The sequence below is a fragment of the Cytobacillus sp. ABV4_503 genome, assembly GCF_056158445.1.
The window spans coordinates 70582-96811 of record NZ_JBSWTH010000002.1 but is presented as its reverse complement, the minus strand read 5'-3'; the positions used below and the strand labels follow the sequence as shown (position 1 = coordinate 96811).

At 43.9% G+C, this 26230-nt stretch carries 27 protein-coding genes, 1 riboswitch and 1 other annotated feature; of the genes, 7 read left to right on the top strand and 20 right to left on the bottom strand.

Annotated features, from left to right (window positions below; genetic code table 11):
* Positions 1 to 90 precede the first annotated feature (90 nt).
* On the bottom strand, positions 91 to 1167 hold the full coding sequence (locus tag ACXAD1_RS25450; protein ID WP_206845454.1) for a D-alanine--D-alanine ligase: 1077 nt from the start codon (positions 1165 to 1167) through the stop codon (positions 91 to 93).
* A gap of 469 nt (positions 1168 to 1636) precedes the next feature.
* On the opposite strand from ACXAD1_RS25450, the gene ACXAD1_RS25445 reads away from it, so the two are divergent.
* On the top strand, positions 1637 to 2827 hold the full coding sequence (locus tag ACXAD1_RS25445; protein ID WP_206845455.1) for a dicarboxylate/amino acid:cation symporter: 1191 nt from the start codon (positions 1637 to 1639) through the stop codon (positions 2825 to 2827).
* 267 nt (positions 2828 to 3094) lie between these two features.
* On the opposite strand, the gene ACXAD1_RS25440 is transcribed toward ACXAD1_RS25445, so the two are convergent.
* The 3 genes from ACXAD1_RS25440 to ACXAD1_RS25430 all read right to left on the bottom strand — a co-directional run bounded on the left by ACXAD1_RS25440 (position 3095) and on the right by ACXAD1_RS25430 (position 5664).
* Positions 3095 to 3514: a universal stress protein gene (locus tag ACXAD1_RS25440; RefSeq protein WP_206845456.1), complete on the bottom strand. Its 420-nt coding sequence runs from the start codon at positions 3512 to 3514 to the stop codon at positions 3095 to 3097.
* Positions 3515 to 3588: 74 nt separating this feature from the next.
* Entirely contained in the window at positions 3589 to 5055 is a 1467-nt protein-coding gene (locus tag ACXAD1_RS25435; protein ID WP_474911393.1) for a SulP family inorganic anion transporter, read from the bottom strand.
* A 225-nt stretch (positions 5056 to 5280) separates the two neighbouring features.
* Entirely contained in the window at positions 5281 to 5664 is a 384-nt protein-coding gene (locus ACXAD1_RS25430) for a VOC family protein (protein ID WP_206845458.1), read from the bottom strand.
* Positions 5665 to 5777: 113 nt separating this feature from the next.
* On the opposite strand from ACXAD1_RS25430, the gene ACXAD1_RS25425 reads away from it, so the two are divergent.
* Together ACXAD1_RS25425 and ACXAD1_RS25420 are read left to right on the top strand one after the other, a co-directional pair.
* Positions 5778 to 6266 carry an 8-oxo-dGTP diphosphatase gene (locus ACXAD1_RS25425; protein ID WP_206845459.1) on the top strand — a complete coding sequence of 163 codons (489 nt, stop codon included), beginning with the start codon at positions 5778 to 5780 and terminating at the stop codon, positions 6264 to 6266.
* 16 nt (positions 6267 to 6282) lie between these two features.
* Entirely contained in the window at positions 6283 to 6843 is a 561-nt protein-coding gene (locus ACXAD1_RS25420) for a GNAT family N-acetyltransferase (RefSeq protein WP_474911392.1), read from the top strand.
* Positions 6844 to 6868: 25 nt separating this feature from the next.
* Here ACXAD1_RS25420 and ACXAD1_RS25415 read toward each other — a convergent pair whose 3' ends face one another.
* The 15 genes from ACXAD1_RS25415 to ACXAD1_RS25345 all read right to left on the bottom strand — a co-directional run bounded on the left by ACXAD1_RS25415 (position 6869) and on the right by ACXAD1_RS25345 (position 19936).
* Positions 6869 to 7489 (bottom strand): histidine phosphatase family protein, encoded by a 621-nt coding sequence (locus tag ACXAD1_RS25415; protein ID WP_206845464.1) that lies wholly within the window; start codon positions 7487 to 7489, stop codon positions 6869 to 6871.
* On the bottom strand, positions 7486 to 8205 hold the full coding sequence (locus ACXAD1_RS25410) for an ATP-binding protein (protein WP_206845467.1): 720 nt from the start codon (positions 8203 to 8205) through the stop codon (positions 7486 to 7488). The genes ACXAD1_RS25415 and ACXAD1_RS25410 overlap by 4 nt, the downstream gene beginning before the upstream one ends.
* Positions 8202 to 8696, bottom strand: a complete 495-nt coding sequence (locus ACXAD1_RS25405) for an ECF transporter S component (protein ID WP_206845469.1) — start codon at positions 8694 to 8696, stop codon at positions 8202 to 8204. Before ACXAD1_RS25405 ends, ACXAD1_RS25410 begins: the two co-directional genes overlap by 4 nt.
* A complete protein-coding gene (locus tag ACXAD1_RS25400) occupies positions 8693 to 9280 on the bottom strand; it encodes a cob(I)yrinic acid a,c-diamide adenosyltransferase (protein WP_206845471.1) in 588 nt (195 codons plus the stop codon). The genes ACXAD1_RS25405 and ACXAD1_RS25400 overlap by 4 nt, the downstream gene beginning before the upstream one ends.
* A gap of 15 nt (positions 9281 to 9295) precedes the next feature.
* Positions 9296 to 9721 carry a bifunctional adenosylcobinamide kinase/adenosylcobinamide-phosphate guanylyltransferase gene (locus ACXAD1_RS25395; protein WP_206845473.1) on the bottom strand — a complete coding sequence of 142 codons (426 nt, stop codon included), beginning with the start codon at positions 9719 to 9721 and terminating at the stop codon, positions 9296 to 9298.
* Positions 9673 to 10290 carry a histidine phosphatase family protein gene (locus ACXAD1_RS25390; RefSeq protein ID WP_474911391.1) on the bottom strand — a complete coding sequence of 206 codons (618 nt, stop codon included), beginning with the start codon at positions 10288 to 10290 and terminating at the stop codon, positions 9673 to 9675. The genes ACXAD1_RS25395 and ACXAD1_RS25390 overlap by 49 nt, the downstream gene beginning before the upstream one ends.
* On the bottom strand, positions 10248 to 11039 hold the full coding sequence (gene cobS / locus ACXAD1_RS25385) for an adenosylcobinamide-GDP ribazoletransferase (RefSeq protein ID WP_474911390.1): 792 nt from the start codon (positions 11037 to 11039) through the stop codon (positions 10248 to 10250). The genes ACXAD1_RS25390 and cobS overlap by 43 nt, the downstream gene beginning before the upstream one ends.
* The gene (locus tag ACXAD1_RS25380; RefSeq protein WP_474911389.1) at positions 11026 to 12549 is read right to left on the bottom strand and encodes a cobyric acid synthase; all 1524 of its coding nucleotides are present in this window, start codon (positions 12547 to 12549) and stop codon (positions 11026 to 11028) included. The genes cobS and ACXAD1_RS25380 overlap by 14 nt, the downstream gene beginning before the upstream one ends.
* Entirely contained in the window at positions 12546 to 13121 is a 576-nt protein-coding gene (locus ACXAD1_RS25375) for a bifunctional adenosylcobinamide kinase/adenosylcobinamide-phosphate guanylyltransferase (protein WP_206845483.1), read from the bottom strand. The genes ACXAD1_RS25380 and ACXAD1_RS25375 overlap by 4 nt, the downstream gene beginning before the upstream one ends.
* The gene (gene cobD / locus ACXAD1_RS25370; RefSeq protein WP_206845486.1) at positions 13103 to 14179 is read right to left on the bottom strand and encodes a threonine-phosphate decarboxylase CobD; all 1077 of its coding nucleotides are present in this window, start codon (positions 14177 to 14179) and stop codon (positions 13103 to 13105) included. Before cobD ends, ACXAD1_RS25375 begins: the two co-directional genes overlap by 19 nt.
* A complete protein-coding gene (gene cbiB, locus ACXAD1_RS25365; RefSeq protein WP_474911403.1) occupies positions 14154 to 15119 on the bottom strand; it encodes an adenosylcobinamide-phosphate synthase CbiB in 966 nt (321 codons plus the stop codon). Before cbiB ends, cobD begins: the two co-directional genes overlap by 26 nt.
* Positions 15116 to 16588 carry an adenosylcobinamide amidohydrolase gene (locus tag ACXAD1_RS25360; RefSeq protein WP_474911388.1) on the bottom strand — a complete coding sequence of 491 codons (1473 nt, stop codon included), beginning with the start codon at positions 16586 to 16588 and terminating at the stop codon, positions 15116 to 15118. The genes cbiB and ACXAD1_RS25360 overlap by 4 nt, the downstream gene beginning before the upstream one ends.
* Before the next feature lie 127 nt (positions 16589 to 16715).
* Entirely contained in the window at positions 16716 to 17768 is a 1053-nt protein-coding gene (locus ACXAD1_RS25355) for a FecCD family ABC transporter permease (RefSeq protein WP_474911387.1), read from the bottom strand.
* The gene (locus tag ACXAD1_RS25350) at positions 17734 to 18708 is read right to left on the bottom strand and encodes an ABC transporter substrate-binding protein (RefSeq protein ID WP_474911386.1); all 975 of its coding nucleotides are present in this window, start codon (positions 18706 to 18708) and stop codon (positions 17734 to 17736) included. Before ACXAD1_RS25350 ends, ACXAD1_RS25355 begins: the two co-directional genes overlap by 35 nt.
* Positions 18709 to 18874: 166 nt before the next feature.
* Positions 18875 to 19079, bottom strand: a riboswitch (cobalamin riboswitch).
* Positions 19080 to 19159: 80 nt separating this feature from the next.
* Positions 19160 to 19936: a hypothetical protein gene (locus ACXAD1_RS25345; protein WP_474911385.1), complete on the bottom strand. Its 777-nt coding sequence runs from the start codon at positions 19934 to 19936 to the stop codon at positions 19160 to 19162.
* Between the two features lie 362 nt (positions 19937 to 20298).
* Here ACXAD1_RS25345 and ACXAD1_RS25340 point away from each other — a divergent pair, with 362 nt between their 5' ends.
* Positions 20299 to 21483 (top strand): FtsW/RodA/SpoVE family cell cycle protein, encoded by a 1185-nt coding sequence (locus ACXAD1_RS25340; protein WP_206845501.1) that lies wholly within the window; start codon positions 20299 to 20301, stop codon positions 21481 to 21483.
* Positions 21484 to 21513: 30 nt separating this feature from the next.
* Positions 21514 to 21768 (top strand) — a binding site (T-box leader).
* Positions 21769 to 21813: 45 nt separating this feature from the next.
* Positions 21814 to 23499 carry an arginine--tRNA ligase gene (gene argS, locus ACXAD1_RS25335; protein WP_474911402.1) on the top strand — a complete coding sequence of 562 codons (1686 nt, stop codon included), beginning with the start codon at positions 21814 to 21816 and terminating at the stop codon, positions 23497 to 23499.
* Positions 23500 to 23512: 13 nt separating this feature from the next.
* Here the strand turns inward: argS and ACXAD1_RS25330 are convergent, their stop codons facing one another.
* Positions 23513 to 24397 carry a sulfite exporter TauE/SafE family protein gene (locus tag ACXAD1_RS25330; protein ID WP_474911384.1) on the bottom strand — a complete coding sequence of 295 codons (885 nt, stop codon included), beginning with the start codon at positions 24395 to 24397 and terminating at the stop codon, positions 23513 to 23515.
* A 183-nt stretch (positions 24398 to 24580) separates the two neighbouring features.
* Here ACXAD1_RS25330 and ACXAD1_RS25325 point away from each other — a divergent pair, with 183 nt between their 5' ends.
* On the top strand, positions 24581 to 25018 hold the full coding sequence (locus ACXAD1_RS25325) for a Dps family protein (RefSeq protein WP_206845503.1): 438 nt from the start codon (positions 24581 to 24583) through the stop codon (positions 25016 to 25018).
* 134 nt (positions 25019 to 25152) lie between these two features.
* Complete coding sequence (locus ACXAD1_RS25320) at positions 25153 to 26046, top strand: EamA family transporter (RefSeq protein WP_474911383.1); 894 nt, start codon at positions 25153 to 25155, stop codon at positions 26044 to 26046.
* The last annotated feature ends 184 nt before the right edge of the window (positions 26047 to 26230 follow it).

The window sequence follows — 26230 nt, the reverse complement described above, 5'->3', positions numbered from 1 at the left end:
ATTTCGGCATTATGAGCTCATAATGCCAGTTATGTATGAACAAAAGGAACACGACAAAGATGCCGTGTTTCCTTCAACAATTATGTCTTATTACATTGTGTGTTTGATGCTTTGTTTCTCAGCATGGCGCTCGATGGCCAGGTTGACAAGCTTTTCGATCAACTGAGGATAATCTACTCCCGTATGCTTCCATAGAAGCGGGAACATGCTGAAAGGTGTAAAGCCTGGCATTGTATTAACCTCATTAATGTATAGTTTCCCCTCTCTTGTTAAAAAGAAATCAGCTCTGACCAGACCTGAGCAGTCAAGCGCTTTAAATGCTTTAATGGCCATGTCCCTCAGTTCACTGTACTCAACTTCTGAGATTTCAGCAGGAATGATCAACGCTGTGTCCCCATCTTCATATTTGGCTTTATAGTCATAGAATTCAACTTTCGGGACAATCTCACCGGCAACAGAACATTCCGGATAATCATTGCCCAATACGCCAGCTTCAATCTCTCTGGCTGTAACGCCTTCTTCAATGATAATTTTACGGTCAAATTGGAAAGCTTCTTTGAATGCTCCCTCAAGCTCTGACCGGTTCATGCACTTGCTGATTCCTACACTTGAACCCAGGTTGGCCGGTTTTACAAAACACGGGTATCCGAGTTCCTGTTCCACTTGATCATAGGCTGCCTCCGTCTCATTTTCCCACTCGCTGCGGATAAACCAGACATACTTTACCTGCGGCAGGCCTGCCTGCGCAAAGATATTCTTCATGATGACCTTATCCATTCCTGCAGATGAAGCCAATACTCCATTCCCCACATATGGCAGGTTAAGCAGCTCAAGCAAACCTTGAACCGTACCGTCTTCCCCGTTTGGACCATGAAGCAGCGGGAAGATTACATCAAATGGACCTTTATCCTGGGCACCCTGGAAAAGAGTCGGTGCCAAAGCCGTTGGAGGAAGTGCCTCCCCCTGGGAAAATTCCAGCTCCTTTACACTGGAAACAGGACCATGCAATTGAGGGCCCTTTACCCATTGCCCTTCTTCAGATATATAAATAGGATGGATTTCAAATTTCTCTAAATCCAATGCTTTAATCACAGCCATTGCAGTCTGCATGGATACTTTATGCTCTGCAGATTTTCCGCCGTACAAAAGGCCAACCTTTGTTTTCATAAAAGAACCTCCAATATTCAATCATGGACTAACCGGCTTCTCATGCCGCTTTATTCCGTTATTTTACCTTAACTGCTTTTTATGCTCTTTCAAGCTACTCTTTATTGTAACACTTTCATATTTAAGAAAGGGAGTGATTACATGTTCAATTCCACAGGAATTTTTTTCTCCGCATACGCCCATATTCCTATATGTATGAAAGGGCACTGAAAAAGGAAACTTTTCTTATCTAAACCAGTAAAATAATTTCCTTTTCTGGCATTAATTTAAACTCGCTTTCTTCTATTATTATCTTAAGAAAACGTTTAACCCCCTACGATAGAACGATTAACGAGAAAAACCCATAATCCCTATAAATAATCAGACTTATTTTATTATTAAAACAAAAGCTTTAGCTATTAACTTTTAACGCAAAACAGGATATAATCCTCCTAACAAAAACAACTGTATTTTTTAGGAGGACATAAAAATGAAGTTCGGATTGCTTCCCAGAATTATCGCAGCAATAGCATTGGGTATTTTATTAGGTTCTTTTTCTCCTGAATGGCTTATTCAGCTATTTGCTACTTTTAATGGACTGTTCGGGAACTTTCTTGGTTTTGCGATTCCATTAATTATTATCGGATTCATCGCGCCAGGAATCGGGAGCATGGGAAAAGGCGCAGGGAAACTGCTTGGGATTACAACCGGTTTTGCCTATGCTTCTACGATCACTGCTGGTTTAGTTGCCTATTTTTCTGCGACGGTGTTATACCCTGTTCTATTAAAAAATCAAAGCTTCAAAGAGTTTGAGAATCCTGAGGATGCTTTGCTTTCACCCTTTTTCCAGGTGGACATGCCTCCTGTAATGGGGGTTATGACGGCACTGCTGATTTCATTCACTCTAGGCCTTGGATTGGCTGCGATTAAAGGAAACACTCTGCAAAATGCTATGAATGATTTCCGTGATATTATTGAAAAACTGATTGAAAAGGTCATCATTCCATTGCTTCCTGTCCATATCTTTGGGATTTTCGCCAATATGACGCAAGGCGGACAGGTTGGCGCCATTATTTCTGTATTTGCCAAAGTATTTGTCATGATTATTGCTCTTCATCTTTTATTTTTACTGCTTCAATATTCAGCGGCTGGCAGCCTTATGAAAGCCAACCCGCTTAGGCTCATGAAAAATATGATGCCTGCCTACTTTACGGCACTTGGAACCCAATCCTCTGCATCCACCATTCCTGTTACGCTTAAGCAGGTTAAAAAGCTTGGTGCACGTGAAAAAGTCGCGGATTTCTCTGTTCCATTACTGGCAACGATTCATCTCTCCGGAAGCACGATCACCATTGTGAGCTGTGCGATCGCCGTGATGATGCTGCAGGGTCAAACGGCATCATTTGCAGAAATCCTGCCTTTCATTTTAATGCTTGGCATCACAATGATTGCAGCTCCAGGTGTCCCTGGAGGAGCTGTCATGGCCGCATTGGGTCTGCTTGAAAGCATGCTCGGATTCAACGAAACTATGCTTGCGCTTATGATTGCCCTATACCTTGCCCAGGACAGCTTTGGAACTGCGTGTAATGTAACAGGTGACGGTGCTCTGACGTTGCTTTCTGATAAGGCAAGCGGCAAAGATAAGAAGCTTCAGCATCAATCTGCAGTGAAAGCCGGCTAATTGAAAAAAGATGACCCTGCTGGGGCATCTTTTTTTGGTTTAAGTGCTGTATTTATGAATTTTGCGGTACTAAGACGGCATATCGGTCACTTACCTTAGTTTATCGGTCAGTTTTAAATTTTATCGGTCACTTTGTAAATATATCGGTCACTTTGTAAATATATCGGTCCGAAAGGATTCGATATCGGTCACTTTTTTTATTTATCGGTCACCTGGCGCAGCATCAGCTTTACACGGTACTGATAGTGAAAAGTGCACAGTTGAACTCTACTTAACAATCAAAACAGGAGCCTTCACACGTTTGGCTATTTTGTGACTGACACTTCCGAGCACCATTTCCTGGAGCGTATTCAGACCCCGGCTGCCCACTACAGCAACATCAAAATCCATTTTGTTGGCAAATTCCACAATGGCTGGTCCAGGCTCTCCCTGCAGGATCTTTATTTCATATGAAATGCCCTTTTCTTTTAATAAATTTTCTATTGGCTCTAAACGCTTTTTCCTCACCTGGTCCACTATACTTTTATCAAAATGATGAAGGATATCTTCTTTTGAGGTCTGGCCATCAACAGCATACACCACGGTAATTTCAGAATCAGGATTCTGTTCAGCCAGTTGAATGGCTTTAGCGGCTGCACGAATGGAATGATCGGATCCATCTGCAGCAATCAGTATTTTTTTAAACACAGAGCCTCACCCCTAACATATTCTTATAAAAAAAATACCACAGTCAAAGCTGACTGTGGTATTAATTCCAGTTTTTAATGGCCGGATAATTTCGCACCAGGTTTTCGGTGAACGGCCAAACGCTCAATCAAGTTCGAGCTTGGCGCGTTTAATCCTGATAGGCGGACCAGCACACCGTTGTCACGAAGCTTTAATACAATCTTATCGATAGCAGCGACACCTGAGTCATCCCAGACATGCGCCTGTGTAAAATCAATTTCAACTTCTTTTAATTCTTCGTTAAAGTCGAATGCATCTACAAGTTCATCTACAGAAGCAAAGAAAACCTGGCCTGTTACAGCGTATATTTTCTTATCTTTTTCAATTCGTGAAGCAACATGCACTTTCGAAATTTTAGCGACAAAGAAGATCGCACTTAGGATAATCCCCGCGAAAACTCCTTTTGATAAGTCATGAGTGAAAACAGTTGTAACAGTCGTTGTCAACATAACAATCGAATCAGTGACAGGCGTCTTAGCAAGTCCTTTAATGGAAGACCAGTCAAAAGTGCCGACCGAAACCATGATCATAACTCCGACTAATGCAGCCATCGGTATTTGAACGACAATATTTCCTAATACTAAAATCAGAAACATAAGGAATGTCCCGGCTACCAAAGCAGACAGTCTTCCTCTTCCGCCAGACTTCACATTTATGACGGACTGTCCAATCATGGCACAGCCTGCCATTCCGCCGAATAGACCTGCCACGATATTCGCAATCCCCTGTCCGCGGCTTTCCATATTCTTATCACTGGCAGTATCGGTCATGTCATCAACAATGGATGCAGTCAGCAAAGATTCAAGCAAGCCCACGATCGCAAGGGCAATAGAGTACGGGAAAATAATCTTCAGAGTCTCAAGGTTAAATGGAACATCCGGTATAAAGAATGCCGGAAGAGCTGATGTTATAGCCCCCATGTCGCCAACAGTGCGCACATCACTCTTTGTCATGATGGCAATGATCGTAATAACAATAATAGCCACCAGAGGAGATGGCACTGCTTTAGTGAATCTCGGGAAAATATAAATAATCGCCAATGCACCCGCAACCATTGCATACATTACCCATGTAGCATCTACAAACTGTTCAAGCTGCGCCATAAAAATCAATATAGCCAGTGCATTAACAAACCCAATCATAACTGCACGCGGAATGAATTTCATAAAGCGGGCCAGCTTCAGCACACCAAATAAGATCTGCAGAACTCCCGTCAAAATGGTCGCAGCAAATAAATACTGCAGTCCGTGATCAGCTACTAATGTAACCATTAATAACGCCATCGCACCAGTTGCAGCAGAAATCATCCCAGGCCTTCCGCCAACTATTGAAATGGTTACAGCAATACAGAAAGAAGCATACAATCCAACCATTGGATCGACACCAGCAATAATCGAGAATGCAATCGCCTCAGGAATCAGCGCCAATGCCACTACGATTCCAGCAAGAATGTCTCCCTTAACATTGCCAAACCATTGTTCTTTTTTTGATAAAACTTTCAAATAAACACCTCTTTATTAATAGATTTATAGTAATGACTTTGAACTCTCATCAAAGTCGGGCCGACAAAAACATATAGAATCATAACACATTTACTTATATTTACAAACCCTTATGTAAGCGTTAAAAACACTTAAAATCTATGTTTTTCTTTTGAAATCAACAGATTACTATGCATATAAAGAATAAACTCCAAAAAAAAATGACCCTGGAGCAGAGTCATTAAATTATCCAATAGGCGAACAAACCTCAATATAATGCCCATCCGGGTCTTGCACATATGCCACTTTCTGGCCCCAGGGCTTTACAACAGGCTCGAGCAGGACAGGCACTCCTGCGGCCTTCAGCTTTTCCACAGCCGCTTCTACCTCTTCTGTAACAAAACCCAGCTCAAATGTCTGCTCCTTTCTTAATCCATCCGGTATCGGAAGCCCGGTGACTTCCCGCCCGCCTTCTCTCGTATTAAAAGAAAGAATGGTGCTGCCTGTATCGTACTCAATATAAGTTCCAAATTCATTCCTTAGCTTCAGGCCCAGCAATTCACCATAAAAATGCTTCGTTCTTTCCAGGCTTTCCGCATATAAAATGACATAACCCATCTTCAATTCCACTTATGTTCACCTCTTCAATAATTCTATTCATGATATGATTTCAATAAAGGAGGTATTTTCTCCTTTTAAAAGAATGTATAAACTTTGGAAATATTCATGATAGAGGTGCAGCAATGAACTGGAAAGAAATCGAACATCAGATGTACACGATGTGCATGGTTGCAGACGGAGATCAGATCCTTCTCATAAAGCGGCCCAATCATAAAGGCTTCCCTGGCTATCTGGCACCAGGAGGAAAAGTAGAGTTTCCCGAGAGCATTACGGACGCAGCGAAACGCGAAGTGCTTGAGGAGACAGGGCTGCACGTCAAGAATGTTATTTTTAAAGGCTGGGATGAGTACGTAAATCCCCAGGCGAATGTCCGCTACATGGTATTTAACTATCTGGCAGATTCCTATGAAGGAAGCCTTCTTGCGGATCCTCCAGAAGGAGAACTGCAATGGGTTTCAAGACAAGATGCATTGGACCTTCCCATGCAGGATTGGTTCAAGCGAAAGCTGCCGCTTTTTTTCGAAGAAGGGACTTTTGAGATCCATTCCATTTGGGATGAAGAGCACAACACAGAAGGAACGAGCATGACAAGGGTTTTTACTAAGATTTAATGGAGGAGTACCTTCTATGAACAAGGATACAGCCCTAAAGGTGAAGATTCGTCCCATACAAGAAGATGATTTGACTATATTATGGGACTATATTTACGGAACAGACAACCCTGAGTGGAAAAAATGGGATGCTCCCTATTTTCCTCTTGAGCATAAAGTCTTTGAAACGTATAAACAGGAATTTCTCCAAAAGGCAGAAGAACATCCGCCTCTCAGCATGGCAATTGAAGCGTCTGAAAAGGTAATCGGTATTGTGGGATACTACTGGGAGCATCGAGATTCAAATTGGCTTGAAGCAGGAATTGTGATTTACGACCCCGAGTATTGGAATGGCGGGTATGGAACGGAAGCACTTACTCTTTGGGTGGACTTTCTATTTTCGTCTCTTCCGCTTGCCCGGGTAGGCATTACCACCTGGTCAGGCAACAAAAGAATGATGAAAGCCGCTGATAAGATTGGCATGCAGCTTGAAGGAAGAATGCGGAAATGCCGGATTGTAAATGGGAAGTATTATGACAGTATCCGGATGGGCGTTCTGAGGGAAGAGTGGGAAGAAAAGTACATTAGTAAAAAATAGGCTCGTTTATTAACGAGCCTGAGCCTTATTCGCAGTGAGCCATGCATCCTTCTAAGAGGAATTCCTTTTTATCCTGATCAACTTGCAGGATGGTCAGGCTGGTTCCATGAATGAAGGGCGGGTCCCAAATGCGTTCGACAGCAGCATTGCGGCAAAGCATATACAGAGCTTTGACAGCAACTGCATGGGTAACAATTAGCACACTGCCTTCTGATAAGGTGTTTTGCAGGTCTTCCAGAAAGGAAGCAACACGGTTTGCCACATCGTAAAAGCTTTCTCCTCCTGCACTTTCATAGGACTCCGGCCGGTTCCAATAGGCATCGAAGGCAGCCGGATAAAGCTCCCTTATTTCACTTTCCACTCTTCCCTGCCAATCGCCAAGATCTATTTCCATAAGCCTTTCATCTGTGTCGATAGGAATCTCCCTTGTTCCTCTTACAAGCTGGGCTGTATGTAAAGTCCGTTTGCTCGGTGAAGAGATTATACGCTTAAATTCTATATCCTCTACTCTCTCCCCCAGCAGATTCGCATCACGTCTGCCTTTCTCCGTTAAATCAGAGTCCAGGCGCCCCTGCATTCTTTTCTCTTTGTTCCATTCCGTTTCACCGTGCCGGATGATATATAAGGTCAGCATCCCTTTTTTCATGCCCTTCTTTTCAGTATATGAAAATAACTTCCTGCCAGCTTCCTGATTTCTTCCGATTTCGCTTCGGAAAAAACGGCTATAAAGCAAGTCGATGGACCTGATGATTTTTCCAGGTCTAATTCTGATTCAAGATTCTTAACCTCAAACTTCCTATTGGAGAACAGCCCGTTCAGCTCGGTCAGTATGCCTTTTGAACCTACAGGAAGCGTCTCAATTTCTTCAATGGAGTTGATTATTTTAAAAAGCTTCAGGGGTGCTGCCTCTGCCTCCCTTTCAATCAGCTCCTGGCCAACCAATGGGGAACCGATAACCGCTATCCTTGTATCATTTGTATACGTTAGGTTCTCAGAAGGAAGCGCTCCCTGCCTTTTGCCAAGTACAGATAACCCTACCGCAGATTGAAGCAGGTTAAAATTGCTTTCTGTACTGCCGGTGATTTGCAGTTCCGTAAGGCCTAATTCATCAGCCCCCTTCTTAATGCCCCGTATAAGCTGGTCCCAGGAATCATCTCCGCAGAAATTCTGAATGGCAGCTGCAAATGGCTGAGCACCTGCTGACATACATTCCATGACAGCGACTCGGAAGGAATAATACGAAACGGTCTCGTAAGGAACCTGGACAGCGTCCTGTTCTTTCTCACCGATTGCTCCGCTGTTATCACTTGCTATCACAATCATTTCTTCAGAATTAAAAGGGAAGGTTAAGACATCCCTCACTGCTCAGCACCCGCTTTGGTCATAGCCGGGCCCACAAGCTTGACAAGTCTCGGTATCGCTATATAAGCAATAACAGCATTTATCACAGAGCCTATAAAAAGAGAAGGCACAATTGCCAGGTAAAAGGCCTGGCCCATTATAAAGATAAATGGAAGCGGAGCTGCAAAGGCATTGCCCAACACAAAAAGAATTCCCGCCAGCCAGTGCCGGCCTCTCTGATACAATGAACTGAAAATAAAGGCTAACAGTGCCATTTCAACAGCAATCAGGAGATGAAGAGGCCCTAATGGCATGCCGCCCAATAACGACGACAGCAGATGTCCGATAGCCGCAACGGCCGCGCCGCCATAGCCTCCAAGCAGCACGGCTGCAAGCAAGGCAGGAAATGCATCCAGTGCCACGCTACCGATAATGGCCGGAACTTTAATCGCTGCACCGATTGCTGTCAACGCAACAAGCATGGCTGCCATGCCCAATCGCATGCTTTTCATTCTTTATCCTCCTTGCGCTTTCCTTCACGGAATACATTGGCACTGCGCACATACTCCACATCTTTCTGGTTTAGACGGAAATTAACCACTCTGGCCAGGGCAAAGAAATAGTCAGATAAACGATTCAGGAATTTCAGTGCCACTGCAGAGGTTTCCGGATCCGCTTTTTTTAGTGAGACCACGAGCCGCTCTGCTCTCCGGGTTACAGTCCTGGCAATATGAATGGATGCAGATGCAGGTGCTCCTCCGGGCAGAATGAACCTTTCAAGCTTTGGTGCTTCCTCAATCAATTGATCAATCTTAGTCTCCAAATAGTCTACAGATTCCTTCGTCAATTTCAGCTCCCGCTTTGTTGACACATTTGCAAGGTCGCCGCCACAGTCAAAAAGTTCATGCTGGATCTTCTCCAGATCCTCCAGGACATCCTGAAAAATGGACGGATCCAGCTGTGTCATAGCCTGCCCGACAAAACAGTTGACTTCATCCACTGTTCCGTAGGCTTCAACCCTTACATCATCCTTTTCCACCCTGCCTCCGATAATGCTTGTTTTTCCCTCATCACCAGTTCGTGTATAAAGTTTCATCAGCAATTCCCCATTTCATTTTATTTTTTGACTGATGCCATACCAAATCAAATCAACTCTGTCTGCAGCAGCAGCGGCATCCTGAAAGGTCCAGCCTGACGCATCCCGCCACTTTCGGTCAGCTGCTTCCATAGGAACAATGCCTTTAGAAATATCAGATCCGATTAAAACGATCCTTCGATTGACAGCTGTTTTTTCCCACTCCTGCCATTTTGCCAGCATCTCCTGCCATTTGTCCCGAATCTCTTCAAACTCCAGCGCTTGTGACCATTCCCGAATCATCAGTTCGATTCCCTCATAGACGATTAGATTTTGATCCAAATCGCCGGCCAACTCACCATGATAAGCTGAAATCCATTTATGAGGAGTATCATCCAATTGATAAAATCCCTTCACCCATCGGGATTTCCCGTTAAAGGCGCCTCCTGTAATGAAGTGCATCTCTCTCCCCTCCTAAACTCTTCCCGTGTCCATCTAAGCTCATAGCCTCTTCCAAACGGAACTTGCCATTCCCATAACTCTTTTTTCTCCGGTGCATACTTTCCAAGAAGGTATCTTATGACTCCGCCATGTGTAATAACTGCGGCATCGCGCATATCCTTCCGAAGCAATTGATCGGTTAAATTCTGCCACCCTTTATCCACTCTTGCTGTAAATGCTGAAAAGGATTCCCCTCCGGGCACCACTCCTGAGAAAGGATTTTCCAGCCATTTTTGATAAGCCGGGTTATCTTTCAGCTCTTGATACGTCCTGCCTTCCCACTCGCCAAAATGCATTTCTCTCCATTCGGGACATGATTCAATAGAATGATCCGGGAAAAGAATAGCCGCCGTCTTCATGCACCTGCCTAAATCACTCGCGAAAATTCTGCAATAGTATTGAGGCGCCGCGGCAAGCTTCTCCCTATGTTCCTGACACAAAGGAGAATCTGTCCAGCCCAGATAAGCATGGGACTTATTGGCTTCTGTCAGCCCATGACGAAATAATGCAACAGCCACAGTATCATCCATAAAAGCACCTCCGTCCCTTCCACACTGGCCCCAAGTACATCCCCTGTCATTCCGCCAAACCAGGCAATGACTTTCCTTGATAAAAATGCGAATAACAATATTGAAAAAAGAACCATGATAAGAAACCCAACAATGGCCGGGTAACCTGCCAGCACGGCAGCTGCCGCGGCGGCCAGAAGGAAGATAGGGTAAATAGTTAAGGTGGTTTTCGAAGCAGCCTGCTGAAATAATGAGCCCAGCCCCTCTGTTTTGGCTGCCTTAACTTTTATCAGCAATACCCCCATTACCATCTTGCTTAAAAAAGGAATCACTGTGATTAAAAAATAGGAATATGGATTTGATAAAAGGACAATTTCATAGATAAATAGAAAACGGGTACTCAGCAATACGATGATGGACAGCACACCGAACGCCCCCACTCGGGGATCACTCATGATTTCCAGCCGCCTCTCCTGATCCCGATAGGAGAAGAACGCATCGCTCGCATCCATCCACCCATCAAGATGAATCCCGCCGGTCAGCAAAATGCCGGCCAGCCAGACGGCAAAAGCCGCAGCCAGGATTGAAAAAGGAGTCCATTCCAGAAGAGCATAGAGAATAAATGCGTATATGCTCCCCTGAATGAGGCCGGCTATAGGGAAGGTTCTGATTGCCTTCTCCAAGTGAGGCTTATCCATGGGCAGAGAAATTGGAATGGGAATGCTTGTGAAAAATTGAAGGTTGATCAATAATCCCTTAAGCCATTTCATTCTGTTTTCTCCAGCTAAAGACGATTTCCTTTAATTTTCCCCAATCAAGATGCTGAATCATATTTTCCGCCAGTTCGTTGTATTTCCTATCCTTCAGGGCTTTTATTCGGACAGGCTCCTTACTTGGAATGCCTTTTTGTTTTCTCAGGGAATTAAGCCACGCACCCCTCCATTCATCATTATGGAAGATGTGGTGCATATACGTCCCTACCAGACGGCCTTCATTTCCATAGAATCCATCTTCTTCGCCATTTTGAAGCAGAAGAAGGCGATTGCCTTCAAAGTCTTTTTCAAGAAATGTTTCACCTAAATGTATTTCATATCCATCCAAGATTTCTTTTACGGGAAGGTTCATACTTGAATGCAGACAGCCCTTCACCTGCACGGTCTTCTTGCGTTCATGAAAAATGGTATCTGCCGGTATTAAATTCAAGCCTTTTTCCTTTTCATTAGGATTACCGGTATCAGAACCCGCCATATCGATTAATCTCCTGCCGAGCATCTGGTATCCTCCGCAAATGCCGGCAATAGAACCTCCATCGGCAGCATAGCGCACAATCCAGTCCGCCAGACCTTTTTCCTTGAAATAGCGCAAATCGCGAATCGTGCTCTTTGTGCCGGGAATGATCACCGCATCAGGCGAGCCAGCCTCTGATAGATGTCTTACCCATCTAATGTTAACGTCATCTTCATAGTAAAACGGATCGATGTCACTAAAGTTTGAAATAAATGGCGGCCGCAGCACTGCAATATCCAGAATACCTCCTCCAGCTCTTGGAGCAGCAGACTGAATGGATAGGGAATCCTCTGCATCGATCATATGGTTATCCAAGTAAGGCAGAACGCCAAGGACAGGTATGCCCGTCTTTTCCTCAATCCAGCGGATGCCATCCTCAAACAGTGTGATATCTCCGCGGAATTTATTAATAATAATGCCCGCAACCCGCTGCCTTTCCTGTTTGGTGAAAAGCTCCAGGGTTCCAACAATGCTGGCAAAAACACCGCCCCTGTCAATATCAGCAACCAGGATGACCGGCACATCCGCCATTTCAGCGACTTTCATATTCACAAGCTCTTTATCTTTTAAATTAATTTCAACAGGGCTGCCAGCACCCTCTATCACAAGCAGCTCGTATTGAGCATCAAGCAGGCTCAGTGCCTCTCTGATGGTCTCCAGTCCCTTTTCATAATAGGTTTCCCGATAGCTTCTTCCTGATAGGGAATTGACTGCTTTTCCAAGGAGAATGACCTCCGCATTCTGAGCGGATTGCGGCTTAAGGAGAATGGGATTCATCCAGACAGCAGCTTCAGTTCTTGCCGCTTCAGCCTGAATGCCCTGTGCCCTGCCGATTTCATTTCCATCCTTTGTCACGTATGAATTATTAGACATATTCTGGGATTTAAAAGGAGCCGTGCGGAAACCTTCATTGGAGAAGGCCCGGCAAAGAGCCGTAGCAATCAGGCTTTTGCCGGCATCGGATGAAGTCCCCTGAATCATTATTCCTTTCATTCCGGTTCCCCTTTCATTTGTATGGGGATGCCAGCTTCAACAAGATAGGCTTCATCAGCCATACCTACTATATTCCTGTGAAGCGTCCCAAGTATTTTTGAATAGGTAATCACCAGTTCATTTTTGCCAATTGGCTCATTCAAGACTTCGTTGCTGACAACGATCAAGTACCTGCAATTTTTACGGATTTCAGTGATGGCCCTGAGAATATCAAATGACAGACTTTCCTGGAATTCTCTGTTCCGCCAATCGTCTTCCGCTCTAAAAAGTTCATTATTCAAGAGAGTAGTCAAGCAATCGAAAAGAACAATATCCTGATTATTAAAGTTTCCCGAGATCTCTTCAAGTGCGGAAGGCTTCTCCCAGGTTGTCCAGCTCAAACCGCTCTTTTCGCGGTCATCCTGGTGCCTCTGAATCCGTGCCTCCATCTCGGGATCGTATGCTTTTCCTGCAGCAATATAATGAAGCTTTCCTTCCGACTTCATTGCCAGCCCCGCAGCAGTCCTCTCTGCAAAGGAGCTCTTTCCGCTCCGCACTCCACCGGAGATAAAAATCAGCGATCCTCCCGCCATTGCCGCATCGCCTCCATCAGCACATCATTGTCTTTCGGCCCTTTAATCGCAAAGCGCAGCCATCTTCCTTCCAGGCCAAGGAAATTCATTGTGTGCCTTGGGATAATTCCTTTCTCAAGCAAAAATTGAAAGAGAGGCAGCTGCATATCAAGTTTCGGATCTCTTAACAAATAGAAATTAACTGAAGAAGGAGAAACCTCAAAATCAAATTGCTGATAAAATTGAACCAGCCGCTCTCTCTCCTGCCGTATCAAATTCTTTGTCAGCCTGACATGCTCTTTGCTGTCCAGACACCATTCTCCTGCTTTTAAAGCAAGAGCATTTACGCTCCAGTGCGGTTTCAGAGCATTCGCTCTTTCAATTAACCCCTCACTTCCCATCATGTATCCAAGGCGCAGGCCCGGTATAGAAAACATCTTTGTCATGGAGCGCAGCACCACAACATTCGAATCCTTTCCTATGAAAGGAACAATAGATTGATAGTCGCAGGCAAAGTCATAAAAAGCTTCATCCATAATAAGCAGGCAGCTGTGGATATGACACTTCTCAATCAATTCCTTCACAATGGAAGATGGGTAAAAAATACCTGTCGGATTATTCGGGTTACAGAAGAAAACAACATCAGCGGCTCTTAGCTTTTCAGATAGCGCTTCCATATTGAGATTCCAGGCTCCAGGCTCCAGCTGATGATAGGAGACTTTACAATGATTCACGCGGCAGGCCTCTTCATATTCCGAAAAAGCCGGCTGAATAATCAGCACCCTTTTTCCGGCTATCATCCGGCCAATCAGGGTGATTAGCTCGGCGCCTCCATTTCCCACCAAAATCTGTGTTTCTTTTATTCCCTCTGCAGCCGCCATTTTGCTTTTTAATAGAGTAGAATGGGGATCCGGATAATCGCTAATAAATTGAAATAAGTTTCCCCATCCTTCTTTTAATTCGCGGGGAGGGCCAAGGGGATTGATATTGGCACTGAAATCAATTCGCTCCTCGGGCATTGGTTTATCGATTGCTTTATATAAATATTGCGGGTTAGATCCATGTGAAGGCCAAATCAAGGAACATCCCTCCTGTCCATAATAAAAGCAAGAATAAGAAAACCGTCTTGTTCATAATCGAAATGGTTTTTATGATATGTTCTTTTTCAAGCTGCACCATCGGCTTTCCCATCGTTGCACGGTTTGAGATTACACCATTATAAAAATTGATTCCTCCAAGCTGAACCCCCAGAAGGGCTGCAACAGCTGCTTCGCCCCAGCCGCTATTTGGGCTCGGGTGCTTTGGTGCATCTCTTAATAGAACTCTCCATACTTCCCCATATGAAGAATGCTCCGGGTTTTGTGTAAGCATGATGCAAACCGATGTCAGCCGGCTCGGGATCCAGTTCGCGATATCATCCACTTTGGCGGATGCCCATCCAAAATTCATATATCTATCATTTCTATGGCCAACCATTGAATCGCATGTATTAATGGCCCTGTAGATAAGGGCCATTGGAGCACCTCCAATCAAGGCCCAGAATAATGGAGCTGTAATGCCATCACTGGTGTTTTCAGCCACTGTCTCCACGGCAGCCCTGACAATGCCTGGCTCATCCAATCGATCTGTATCCCTGCCGACAATGTATGAAAGCTTCAATCTTGCTTCTTCCATATCTCCTTCTGCCAGAGGCTCATAGACCTCCAGTGCTGCATCTTTTAAACTCTTTTGTGCAATGGCTGTGAAGATAAAAATGCCCTCTGCCAGAATGCCGGCAATCGGGTGAATTCCATAGAAGAGGCGGATGATTAAAAAAGTTATTCCTCCTGCAGCCAGCAGGACTATAAAAAGCATGATAATCCCATTTAATTTTCTAAAGCGCCCTTTATTAAGGCCTTGTTCAAGTTTATGTATCAGGGCACCCATCCATCTGACCGGATGCGGCCAGTTTGGCGGGTCTCCTATCAGCTTATCTATTATGCAGGCAAAGGATAGGGCAAGCAGGTGATTAAAAATCATCTCTTTATCCTTCTTTGCGATTTTTTTATCGCCTCTACAGTACATTCGTAGACACCTTTTCCGATCACTTTGCCTAGCGGTGTAATGGTACCCGCATACTCGAGGTTTTCTCCCTGCTGTGTGGCCGCAATCATAATACTGTCTGTCGATGTTCCGGTCGCAATCGTCCCTGTGACTGCATCCTTTACTTTCTGATCATATAAGGCTCTTGTCTTTGCCTCGGTTGCAGTCATAATGCATTGGATAAAGGATTCCTCTGTCAGATTGCCATTAACGAAAATCCATGTATTGATTGTACCCGGAGTCAGATGATAAGAATGTGCTTCACTTTTCGAGGCATCAACAGCATTGCCGACACCTGCTGTCACGACCACATACACAGAAAAGGTTCCCTCTTCATAAAATTTACTGCTATGATCTTCAACATATACAGCGGTCATCATCCCCACGGTTTCCCCGGGTTCAAAGCCAATCTCCCGGACAAAATCCGCCATCTCCGCCCGATGATCACTGCAATCATAATTCTTGCTCACATGCCGGTTTAGAAATATGCGATTCCAGCCGGTGCCAGATCCGGTTACACCTGATGACATGGTTTTCAGCGGAAATGGGGAACAAATGACAAGTAAGTCGTCCTTTACCTCAAGACTGGATTGATCAATTCGATTCACTGATTGACTTTCCGCCTGAGAGCGCTGGGGCACCAGCACCATCTGAGGGGCCGGGACTCTTGGATGCGGAAGCTTCTCAATCTTCGTCCTATAGACCTCGCGTATTCTGCTTTCTTTTAAAACCTCATTGGGTATGTGGTTAATATTGACTTCGCCATTCTCCAGCAGCAATAGGCGATCACAATACAGGCCAGCTAAATTCAAATCATGAAAAATGGAAATGACCGTCAGCCCGCAGTCCTTTGACCATACAGAAAGGAGATCAAGCAATTCTTTTTGATAGGATAAATCAAGATGGTTAGTCGGCTCATCCAGCAATAATATTTCCGGCTCCTGGGCAAGGGCCTGGGCTAAAAACACCCTTTGTCTTTCGCCGCCGGATAATTGCTGTATATCATAATCCCGAAAATGGGAAATGCCTGTCTGCTCCATGACCCGATTGACCGCTTCTTCATCTTTGCCGGACCAGCTCTGGAACCACCCCTTTTGATGGGCATACCGCCCGAGAGAAACCGTTTCTTTTACGGTATAAGAAAAGGCCTGAGAGGAGTGCTGCGGCAGAACAGCAATAATTTTTGCAAGCTCTTTCGGTGTATACTGTGAAAGGTTCTTTCCTTTGATCAGTATATCTCCTGACTTATGAGGCAGAATTCCGCTCAGCATCTTTAGAATCGTGGTCTTGCCGCTTCCATTCGGCCCCAATATTCCGAAAAGCTCCCCTTTTTCTACTTCAAAGCTGATATTTTTCACAACCGGTGTACCGGCATATCCGCCAGTAACCTGATGAATGCTAAGCATGATTAACCACTTCTTTCTGAACTAAGATATGCCTTCAGAACAAGCAGAAACGTTTGTTCCAGCGAAGAAAATCCCGGAAGCCATCCCCTTGAATAGGTGGACGCTTATACTGGACAGTAATCGAAGTTCAAAGTTTATTCTTTCTTTTAATTAAAATAATGGCAAACGCAGGTGCACCGATGATCGCTGTAATCACACCGATTGGAAGCTCGGTAGGTGCAATGATTGTCCGTGAAACCAGATCGGCAATAATAAGAAAACCTGCACCCATAAGAATCGATAGCGGCAATAGGTGCCTATGATCCGGTCCCCATAACAGCCTGGTCAGATGAGGGATCACTAGCCCGACAAACCCTATCGTTCCAGACACAGCTACAGCCGCACCCGTTAAGATGGAGCCAGCTACCAGGACCATCATCTTTCTCTTCTGAACGTCCACCCCTATATGCTGGGCCTTTTCCTCTCCGAAGCTCATGGCATTCAGCTCTTTACTGTTCACTAACAGAAGGATGGCACCTATTACAAAAAACGGAAGGATAATGTTAATATACGCCCAGCCTCTCATGGATACACTGCCAAGAAGCCAGCCAATAATCTGTCTAAGCTCCTCTCCAGTAAGGGCTATCATTAGGGAAATTAGAGCGCCAAGAAAAGAACTGAAGATAATGCCTGTTAAAATAATCGTTTCCACTTTCATGGATCTTTCAATCTTTCTGGCAAATAGCAGAACGGCAAAAATGGTTAAAAAGGAAAACAAAATGCTGAATAACGGCAGCGTAAACATTCCTGCAAACGGAATGGATAAGCCTAAGAATAATGTTAAAACAGCACCGAGTGAAGCCCCGGACGAAACCCCAATTGTATATGGATCTGCCAGCGGATTTCTTAATAAACCTTGAAAGGCGGCTCCCGCAATTGCAAGAGACGCCCCTACTAGGCCAGCCAGCAATACGCGCGGCAGGCGAATATTCATAATGATATTTGAATGCATAGCATCCGTGTTTTCCAATGAAATAAAGGGAAATAGCTCAGCGCTTATTACTCTGATAATCGTCATGGGGTGAACAGACACTGTTCCAATTGATATCCCCATCAGCATGGCAAAAAGCAGGAAAGCCGCTGCTGTTATATAAGCTAAAAATTTATTATTTAAATACGTCCGGATATACTGCTTTTGCAAGTTCCTCGACTCCTTCAATAATACGAGGGCCAGAGCGGGTTACCATATCGGAATCAACATCGGCAACCTGCTTATTTTTCACTGCGGTTATATCCTGCCAGCCATCCCTGCCCATTACATTGCCGACAGCATCTTCAGTGTAATAGCCATGAGTAGTGATGATTACATCCGGATTCCGTTCGATAATCGCTTCCGGATCCATTTTTGGCCATCCTTCTTCCGTAATGATATTTTCTGCATTGATGGCACTTAGCATTTCGTCCATAAATGTTTTTGTACCTGCTGTATAGATTTCAGGAGCAGGTGAAACTTCCACGAATACGGATTTGCGGTCTTCTTCTTTTATGCCCTGAGCTTTTGTTTTGATTTCCTCGAGCTTGCTTTTCATGTCTGAAACAAGCTGCTCTGCTTTATCTTTCTCTCCCGCTGCGGTTCCAACCATTTCAATGGATTCAAAAACCTGATCAAAGCTCTTCGCATCATTGACAACAAGGACGGTCACACCTGCATCCCTTAATTGCTGAAGACCAGCTTCGGAATTATGTGCGCTTGAAGCATGAGCAAGGGCAAGATCCGGATTTAAAGAAATAATTTTCTCGACATTAAATTCCATGCCGCCAATCTTTTCTTTTTCTGTGGCTTCGGGCGGGTAATTATCAAAATCGGAGACACCGACAACTTCTTCTCCAAGCCCCAATTCAAAAGCAATTTCGGTGTTGCTTGGAATCATGGACACGATTCTTTCAGGCTTGGATTCAATGGTTATTTCATTATCAAGAGCATCCTTTATTGTTACAGGAAAAGCAGCTTCTTCCCCGCCGGCATTCTGCCCTTCCTCAACCTTGTTCTCTTCTTTAGGCTGTTCAGCACTCTCGCCGCAGCCTGCAAGCACTCCTGCAGCCAGAAGCAACGTTAATAAAAATGCATAAAACTTTTTCATACTCAGCAATCCTCCTAGAACTTTCGACAAAATTCGGGCGGTGCCTGTCACCACCTATAAAATAAAAAAACATCCCCTCGAACAGCAAGGAGATGTTGGTATGGTCATTTATCAATCAGTGCAAAAGGGATGGCCGGACCAAACACCTCCCTATCCTCGTAGGTTTATGGGTGCTAAGAATCAGGCAGGTCTCCTGGCTCATGGTCAATGCGTTCTGCTCCTTCCCATACATTCCTGTACAGTGGATTTGCAGACAGCTTCCATTTACAGTGGCGGGACCGCGCTGGACTTTCACCAGCTTCCCTATTAAGTCTTCAAAAGAGCCTGTTTTAAAGCTCTTTTGAGAAGACACCTGTTCTATGCGGATATAAAATTTTCTATCTCCGATTATACACCATCCCGCAGAAAAAGTAAGAGAAATTTGCTGAATGTTGTAAAAAAGTTCAGAATTCTAACGCGAGTATATTTTCCATTCTCTTGTTTTCTTATCGAACACAATCTTAGCCTCACATGGCTCTTTCACAATGGCTTCATACTCATCATACATATCATCCATATTCGCAAAATCACCAATGATCCAAATAGGAATTTCTATCCGGACCCGATTCTGTTCGATATCCTTAATGGAAAGGACCGCTCCTTCTTTCATAAGAGGCTTTAAGGAAAGCAGGACATCTCTGGTAATTGGAGGATACGTCTTTTTCTTTTTAATGCCAAGGAGCGTTTTTTCGACTTTCATCTGTCCCATTTTACCGGGGATTACTTCTCCAAGCATCCGGTAAAAATCGTTCAGATCGCGATAATATGTGCGGTTAAACCAGCCATCATCATGGGCAAGGTACACAAAGCGATTGCTCAGATAATTGTAAAAAGGCGGCTTAAGATGTTCCTTGACATGACCAAGATAAAGAAGCTCAGCAATTGTCTGGCCGGGAAGCTCATTCACCGCTTCCTCTTCCTCGAAGTCGATCCAGCAAAAATCGCCATAGCCGTATACATCATCCTCAACCAGCCTGCCCAGCTTGTCCCTTGACACATAATCGAACATCGTATGGGTATTAAAGTCCCCATGTTCAAAACGATGCTTTAACAGCAGCAGATTATTAATAGAATCTGAAAGAGTTTGGGCAAACTCTTCAAACTCAATTCCATAAGTCATCACATACTGATCCTGTTCATTAAGATGGATGTAGATGAGATCACGAATTGCATGATTCCTTCTTTTCAATGACGAAACCTCCGAACCGTTACCCAAAGTGGTGTTTTCAAAGAAAAGCACTGGGCTAGACAGATAGAATAGCACAAGCACCTTCACAAATTAGTAAAAAGACAGCTTCCTTTGAAACTGCCTGTTAAACATCCAGTATTTTATTCTCTTATTGTAGCAAAAAAATCTGAAAATATCTTTGCCGATGAGAAAAAATTTTAAATTGCAGCATGCCCGTTTTTTTGAAAATACAGGAAACCATCGTGCTGATTCATTCGTCTAACTACATGCAGAGAAAAAATGTAATCTGTTCTCCATTGTAAGGGTTATTTTTCTTTGTTAGGATAAAAATGTAAAAAGGTAAAGAAACCAGGTGTATACAAATGAACCAGAATAATAGATTCTCAGACCGATTCGATTGGACATTATGCTTTCTTCTGCTGCTATTTTTCCTCATCAGCTGCATCGCTATTTACAGCGGACAATCCTCCAATCAATATGAAGGGAATTTTGTCGTCTCACAAATAAAAAATTATGTTGTTGGAGCTATCATTGTGGCAATTGTCATGTATTTTGACAGCGAGCAAATCAGAAGGCTTACCTGGCTGCTGTATGGTTTAGGCATCCTATTGCTTGTCGGGTTATTCATTGCACCGGAAAGCATTGCACCAGAACGCAAAGGGGCTACATTGTGGTATATCATTCCTGGACTTGGTTCTGTGCAGCCCTCAGAGTTTGTTAAGGTATTCCTTATTATTGCCCTCAGCAAAATCATCGCTGACCACCATCTAAAATATCAGGCAAAGACTGCAGGAACTGACTTTTTCCTTCTAATCAAATTAGGGGCAGCCACATTGCCTCCATTAGGATTGATCATTATTGAAGACCTGGGTACCGCCCTTGTCATCATCGCCATATTAACAGGAATCATCCTGGTTTCCGGAATCACCTGGAAAATCCTTGTTCCGATTTATGGGATCCTTGGCGCCTTCGCGGGAACGGTGCTTTATCTGGTCATCATAGCACCAGAGATTTTGGAGAAGTACCTTGGGATAGACCCCTATCAGTTCAGCAGAATTTATTCCTGGCTTGACCCGGTTAATCACAAGCAGGGAGCCGGAATGCAGCTGTACAACTCCATGCTCGCAATCGGCTCAGGATTAATATCCGGAAAAGGGTTTACTGACAGACAGGTATATGTGCCTGATGCCCATACTGATTTTATTTTTAGCGTCATTGGCGAGGAGTACGGCTTCTTTGGTGCCAGTGTAGTAATCAGCCTTTTCTTTCTGCTTATCTATCACTTAACTAAAACCGGCTTGGAGACGACCGACCCCTTTAATACTTATATTTGTGTCGGGGTCATCAGTATGATCACCTTCCATGTATTTCAAAATATCGGTATGACTATTCAGGTACTGCCAATCACCGGCATTCCGCTGCCGTTTATCAGCTACGGCGGGAGCTCGCTTATGGGAAACATGATGGCGATGGGCCTGATTTTCAGCATTCGCTACCATCATAAGACTTATATGTTTTCAACGGATTCAAATTATGTTGCAAAATAATTCCAACCACGTATAATAACATTAATATATTTAGTGTCTATGATGAAGAGAGTAGCAAAGGGCTCTTTCCTAAAAGCGAGACAGGGACGGTGCAAGCCTGTCGGAAAATCCTTTTTGCGAAGCGCACTTCGGAGATGCATAGCTGAAAGAAAAGTAGGCTATGCCGGGTAAGGAGTCCCGTTACCAAACCCCATAAGGAAGTTCAAATATTAGGAAACGTCCTTTTGCAAGAGGTCCTTTGGACAATCAGAGTGGTACCGCGGGCAGATTCAGCTCGTCTCTATATTTATATAGAGACGGGCTTTTTTATTTTCCAGGAGGTGTAATATGATTAATTTTAAAGCTATTTTCACAGCCCAGCTGGCTTCAGTGCTGAATGGGCAGCTTTCAGACGAAGCAATTGCAGACTTAATCGAAACGCCAAAGAATCCGGCATATGGCGATCTTGCTTTTCCCTGTTTTACACTTGCAAAAGCATTGAGGAAGTCACCTGCCTCTATTGCTGAAGAGACAGCGTGCCTGATTCAGGGACCGCATATCGAAAAAGCAGAGGCTGCTGGTCCTTACATTAATATCTTCTTTTCCAAAGAGTCAGCCGGTGCAGTCATAATGGAAAAAATTTTGAACGAAGGAAAAGAATATGGACAGCTGAATGATGGCGCAGGCAAAACAGCCGTGCTTGATTTCTCTTCGCCAAACATCGCAAAGCCCTTCTCCATGGGCCATTTGCGGTCTACGGTCATTGGAAACGCCCTCGGCAGCCTGGCCGAAAAATGCGGTTATACAGCGGTCAGAATCAACCACTTAGGCGACTGGGGCACACAATTCGGCAAGCTGATCACCGCTTATACAAAGTGGGGCAGCCCGGATAAAGTGAAGGAAAATCCCATAAAGGAACTGCTTAGCCTATATATACGCTTCCATGAAGAAGCAAAAGCTAACCCAGCCCTTGAAGATGAAGCGCGTTCCTGGTTCAAAGAGCTTGAAAACGGAAATGAGCAAGCTCAGGCACTCTGGAGCTGGTTTAGAGATGAATCATTGAAAGAATTCCAGCGGGTTTATGATATGCTTGGTATTCATTTCGACTCATACAATGGTGAAGCTTTTTATAATGATAAAATGGAACCCGTCATAGAGGAACTCATGGCAAAAGACCTGCTGGCTGAGTCTAATGGCGCAGAGGTGGTTCAACTGCCTGATGAAGACCTCCCTCCATGCCTGATAAAAAAATCCGACGGAGCGACTCTGTATGCAACACGGGATCTCGCTCGAGCTTTTTACAGAAAAGAAACCTATCAGTTTGATCATTCCCTATACATTGTCGGTCAGGAACAGAGCATCCATTTCAGACAGGTTAAAAGCGTTATTAAAAAGATGGGTTATGAGTGGGCGGATAATATGACACATGTCCCTTTTGGCCTCTATTTAAAAGATGGGAAAAAGATGTCTACCCGAAAAGGCAGAGTCATCCTTCTTGAGGAGGTCCTGAATGAAGCAATCCTTCTGGCAAAGAACAATATCGAAGCTAAAAATCCCGGCTTGGAAAACAAAGATGAAGTCGCTGAAGCAGTCGGCATCGGGGCTATTCTGTTCCATGACCTGAAAAATGACCGCATGAATAATATTGAATTTTCACTTGAAGATATGCTGACATTTGAAGGAGAAACAGGACCCTATCTGCAATACACCAATGCCCGGGCCTATTCTCTGCTCCGCAAGGCAGACAATGTTCCATCTGCCGAAAATGGGCTATCTGATTCTTACAGCTGGGAAATTATCAAGCTGCTCTATCAGTATCCTGAAAAAATCAGACAATCTTATATGCAGCTTTCCCCTTCTGTCCTGGCTAAATATTTGATTGATGTGGCTCAAGCCTTCAATAAATATTACGGACAGGTAAGAATATTGGAGAAAGATAACGGCATCAAATCAAGACTTACCCTTGTCAAAGCAGTCACAATTGTCCTTACCGATGGCATGCAAACACTCGGCATGAAGGTGCCCCAGCAAATGTAAAAAGAGAGGCCCATTATGGTCTCTCCTTTTTTGCCTTTGTGCGGGTATTTGCTTTCTGCATTTTCACAAGGCTTCTTACTAAAAATCCGCCGACAAAGATGGCCATCACCAGTAAGCCGGTATAATTCAAGTGTATTAACTTTAGAATCACACTTGCCACAGTAGCCATATATAAGGCTCCGAGCATATAGGTGATCTCTTCGTTTTCAAAATAGGAGGTAAGCTTCGCTCCAAATTGTGACCCTATGAGGCCTCCTCCTACCAGTGAAAGGCCAATCCAATAATCAATGGATATGGTTGAAGAATAAGAAACAAAGCCTGCAGTGACAATCAGCAGAATAGCAAACAAGCTGGTCCCTACTGCTTTTTTCGGCATCATCCCTAAATAAGCAACCGATAAAGGCACCATAATAAAGCCGCCGCCCACACCTAAAGTCGTAGAAACAAAGCCAGCAAAAAATCCAATGAGCACCATCTTCACAATAGATGGTGAAAGTTCAGAAGGCGGAACGTCGCCTGAGGCCGACTTTTTCCTGCTTTTTAACATACCTAAAGCAAAATAAGACAGGAGAATGATATAAAACAAAGGCACTGCCCACGTATCCCAGCCCTTTTCCTCAAGAAACAGCACAAAGGGGTGTGCAGCCTGAGTAGCTGCCATGCCGCTTAGTCCAAGTATCAGCCCTTGCTTAAGCCGTATATTCTTCATCCTGATATGAGCGAAGATGCCTGAAAGGGAGGTTCCAATTGAAAAAAGCAAACTCGTAGTGATCGCTTCTACAGGAGAAAAACCAAAGAGCATGAGAGTGGGAGTAAGAATGAATCCCCCGCCTACTCCAAAAAAACCGGAAAGCACACTAATAAGCGCTCCGAGTGTAATAAATAAAACGTATTCCATTTCAAATCCTCACTAACCGTTATGTCTTTCCAATTAAGCGGTACTATATCACTTTACCATAATCGTACAGAGTTATACTGCGGATTTCTAATTTATCTTATTTATAATTATTATAAATAAGTATTGATTTTAATTTAATATTTGTTATAATAAATATATAAACGACTTAGGGGGAATATAAAAATGGAAAAATTACATGCAGCATTAAATGTACAAATCGCAAACTGGAGTGTTCTTTATACTAAATTGCACCGCTACCACTGGTTTGTAAAAGGCCCGCTTTTCTTTACCCTTCATGAAAAGTTCGAAGAATTATATAATGAAGCAGCGGAAGTTGTGGATGAGGCAGCGGAACGCCTGCTTGCAATCGGTGGCTCACCGGCAGCGACATTAAAGGAGTTCTTAAGCATCACTACTCTTGAAGAGACTAATGGGGAAAAGAAAGCAGAAGATATGGTTGCCGCTCTTACTTCCGATTATAGACAGATTAAAGAACTATTAATTTCTTTAGCCCAGCTTGCTGAGGAGCAGGAAGATCAAGTGACAGGCGACTTCGCCATCGGCCTTATGGAGAAATTAGATACGCATATTTGGATGTTAAATGCCTACTTAGGAGAATAGACGATAATAAAGAAAGAGTCAGTGAGAAAAATCACTGGCTCTTATTTTTGTGAAAAAAAATCTTTCCCCTTTAGGATCACTGAGATGTTATGATTGACCTTGCCCCATATCCTCTTTAGAAAGGAGTATCCATAATGGCAAATTTAAAATATTCATTATTTATTTTTCTTGGCGCATGCAGTTATGGCATTCTGGCATCCATTGTAAAACTTGGACTCCAGGCCGGCCACTCTGTTCCTGAATTGACCGGAAGCCAATATTTATTTGGGCTCCTTTTGCTGTTGCTTTCTTTCCCATTTATCAAAAGAACGAAAATCACCCTTAAACAAACAGCAGCTTTGTTATTGACCGGTGCCTCCCTAAGTTTAACAGGCATTCTGTATGGAATGAGCCTCGACCGGAATCCGGCCTCCATCGCTGTTGTTCTCTTATTTCAGTTCACCTGGATAGGAATTCTTTTAGAAGCCCTATATGAAAGAAGGATGCCCAGTAAAGCAAAAGTCATTTCTTCGATCTTGCTTATTATAGGGACAGTATTTGCAAGCAACCTGATTAATTCCGGGTCACATCCTATTCAAGCTGATGGCCTGATCTATGGCTTATTATCTGCGGTAACATTTGCCGTATTCATTTTTGCGAGCGGCAAGGCAGGTAAGGGAATTCCAACCATTCAGAGGAGCATCTTCATCACATTTGGCGGACTTCTTCTGGTTGCAGCTGTTTCAGGCCCCGTCTTAATAAGCGGCGGCATTCAGCTTGAAGGCCTATGGAAATTCGGCCTGCTGATGGCATTGTTCGGAGCCATTTTCCCAATTTTATTTTTTGCAATCGGTTCACCCCATTTAGATTCAGGGCTTGCCACAATTGTAGGTTCTGCCGAACTCCCGGCTGCTGTTGCTGCGGCCATGCTGATTCTAGGCGAAAGAATTTCGGAAGCACAGACTTTCGGAATTGTGATGATCCTGATTGGAATCAGTATTCCGCAATTCTCATTGAAAAAAGCAGCAAAGAATCGATTTAGCACGTAAGGAATTTACGACTTAAGATTTATAGAAAAAAGACTTTGGAAATGACCTCCAACGTCTCTTTTCTATAAAGTCTATTATCTCATCGATAGGTTTTTATCATGTATTATGCGTGTCTATAACAACTGCTGTGTTTTGGTGAAGAGGCAGGATTCATAAAGCTTCCTTCTGTGTTATATCTTCCCCT

Excerpts from the sequence above, each read along its gene's own strand:
- ACXAD1_RS25390 (WP_474911391.1), bottom strand. The coding sequence starts at position 10,290 with ATGGATGATACTGTGGCTGTTGCATTATTTCGTCATGGGCTGACAGAA.
- ACXAD1_RS25395 (WP_206845473.1), bottom strand. The coding sequence starts at position 9,721 with ATGCACTTCATTACAGGAGGCGCCTTTAACGGGAAATCCCGATGGGTG.
- ACXAD1_RS25420 (WP_474911392.1), top strand. The coding sequence starts at position 6,283 with ATGAACAAGGATACAGCCCTAAAGGTGAAGATTCGTCCCATACAAGAA.
- ACXAD1_RS25330 (WP_474911384.1), bottom strand. The coding sequence starts at position 24,397 with ATGGAATACGTTTTATTTATTACACTCGGAGCGCTTATTAGTGTGCTT.
- ACXAD1_RS25415 (WP_206845464.1), bottom strand. The coding sequence starts at position 7,489 with ATGAAAAAAGGGATGCTGACCTTATATATCATCCGGCACGGTGAAACG.
- ACXAD1_RS25380 (WP_474911389.1), bottom strand. The coding sequence starts at position 12,549 with ATGAAAGGAATAATGATTCAGGGGACTTCATCCGATGCCGGCAAAAGC.
- ACXAD1_RS25340 (WP_206845501.1), top strand. The coding sequence starts at position 20,299 with ATGAACCAGAATAATAGATTCTCAGACCGATTCGATTGGACATTATGC.
- ACXAD1_RS25405 (WP_206845469.1), bottom strand. The coding sequence starts at position 8,696 with ATGAAAAGCATGCGATTGGGCATGGCAGCCATGCTTGTTGCGTTGACA.
- cobS (WP_474911390.1), bottom strand. The coding sequence starts at position 11,039 with ATGAAATGGCTTAAGGGATTATTGATCAACCTTCAATTTTTCACAAGC.
- ACXAD1_RS25445 (WP_206845455.1), top strand. The coding sequence starts at position 1,637 with ATGAAGTTCGGATTGCTTCCCAGAATTATCGCAGCAATAGCATTGGGT.
- ACXAD1_RS25360 (WP_474911388.1), bottom strand. The coding sequence starts at position 16,588 with ATGCTTAGCATTCATCAGGTTACTGGCGGATATGCCGGTACACCGGTT.
- ACXAD1_RS25350 (WP_474911386.1), bottom strand. The coding sequence starts at position 18,708 with ATGAAAAAGTTTTATGCATTTTTATTAACGTTGCTTCTGGCTGCAGGA.
- ACXAD1_RS25425 (WP_206845459.1), top strand. The coding sequence starts at position 5,778 with ATGAACTGGAAAGAAATCGAACATCAGATGTACACGATGTGCATGGTT.
- ACXAD1_RS25320 (WP_474911383.1), top strand. The coding sequence starts at position 25,153 with ATGGCAAATTTAAAATATTCATTATTTATTTTTCTTGGCGCATGCAGT.
- cbiB (WP_474911403.1), bottom strand. The coding sequence starts at position 15,119 with ATGATTTTTAATCACCTGCTTGCCCTATCCTTTGCCTGCATAATAGAT.
- ACXAD1_RS25375 (WP_206845483.1), bottom strand. The coding sequence starts at position 13,121 with ATGGCGGGAGGATCGCTGATTTTTATCTCCGGTGGAGTGCGGAGCGGA.
- ACXAD1_RS25325 (WP_206845503.1), top strand. The coding sequence starts at position 24,581 with ATGGAAAAATTACATGCAGCATTAAATGTACAAATCGCAAACTGGAGT.
- ACXAD1_RS25400 (WP_206845471.1), bottom strand. The coding sequence starts at position 9,280 with ATGAAACTTTATACACGAACTGGTGATGAGGGAAAAACAAGCATTATC.
- ACXAD1_RS25450 (WP_206845454.1), bottom strand. The coding sequence starts at position 1,167 with ATGAAAACAAAGGTTGGCCTTTTGTACGGCGGAAAATCTGCAGAGCAT.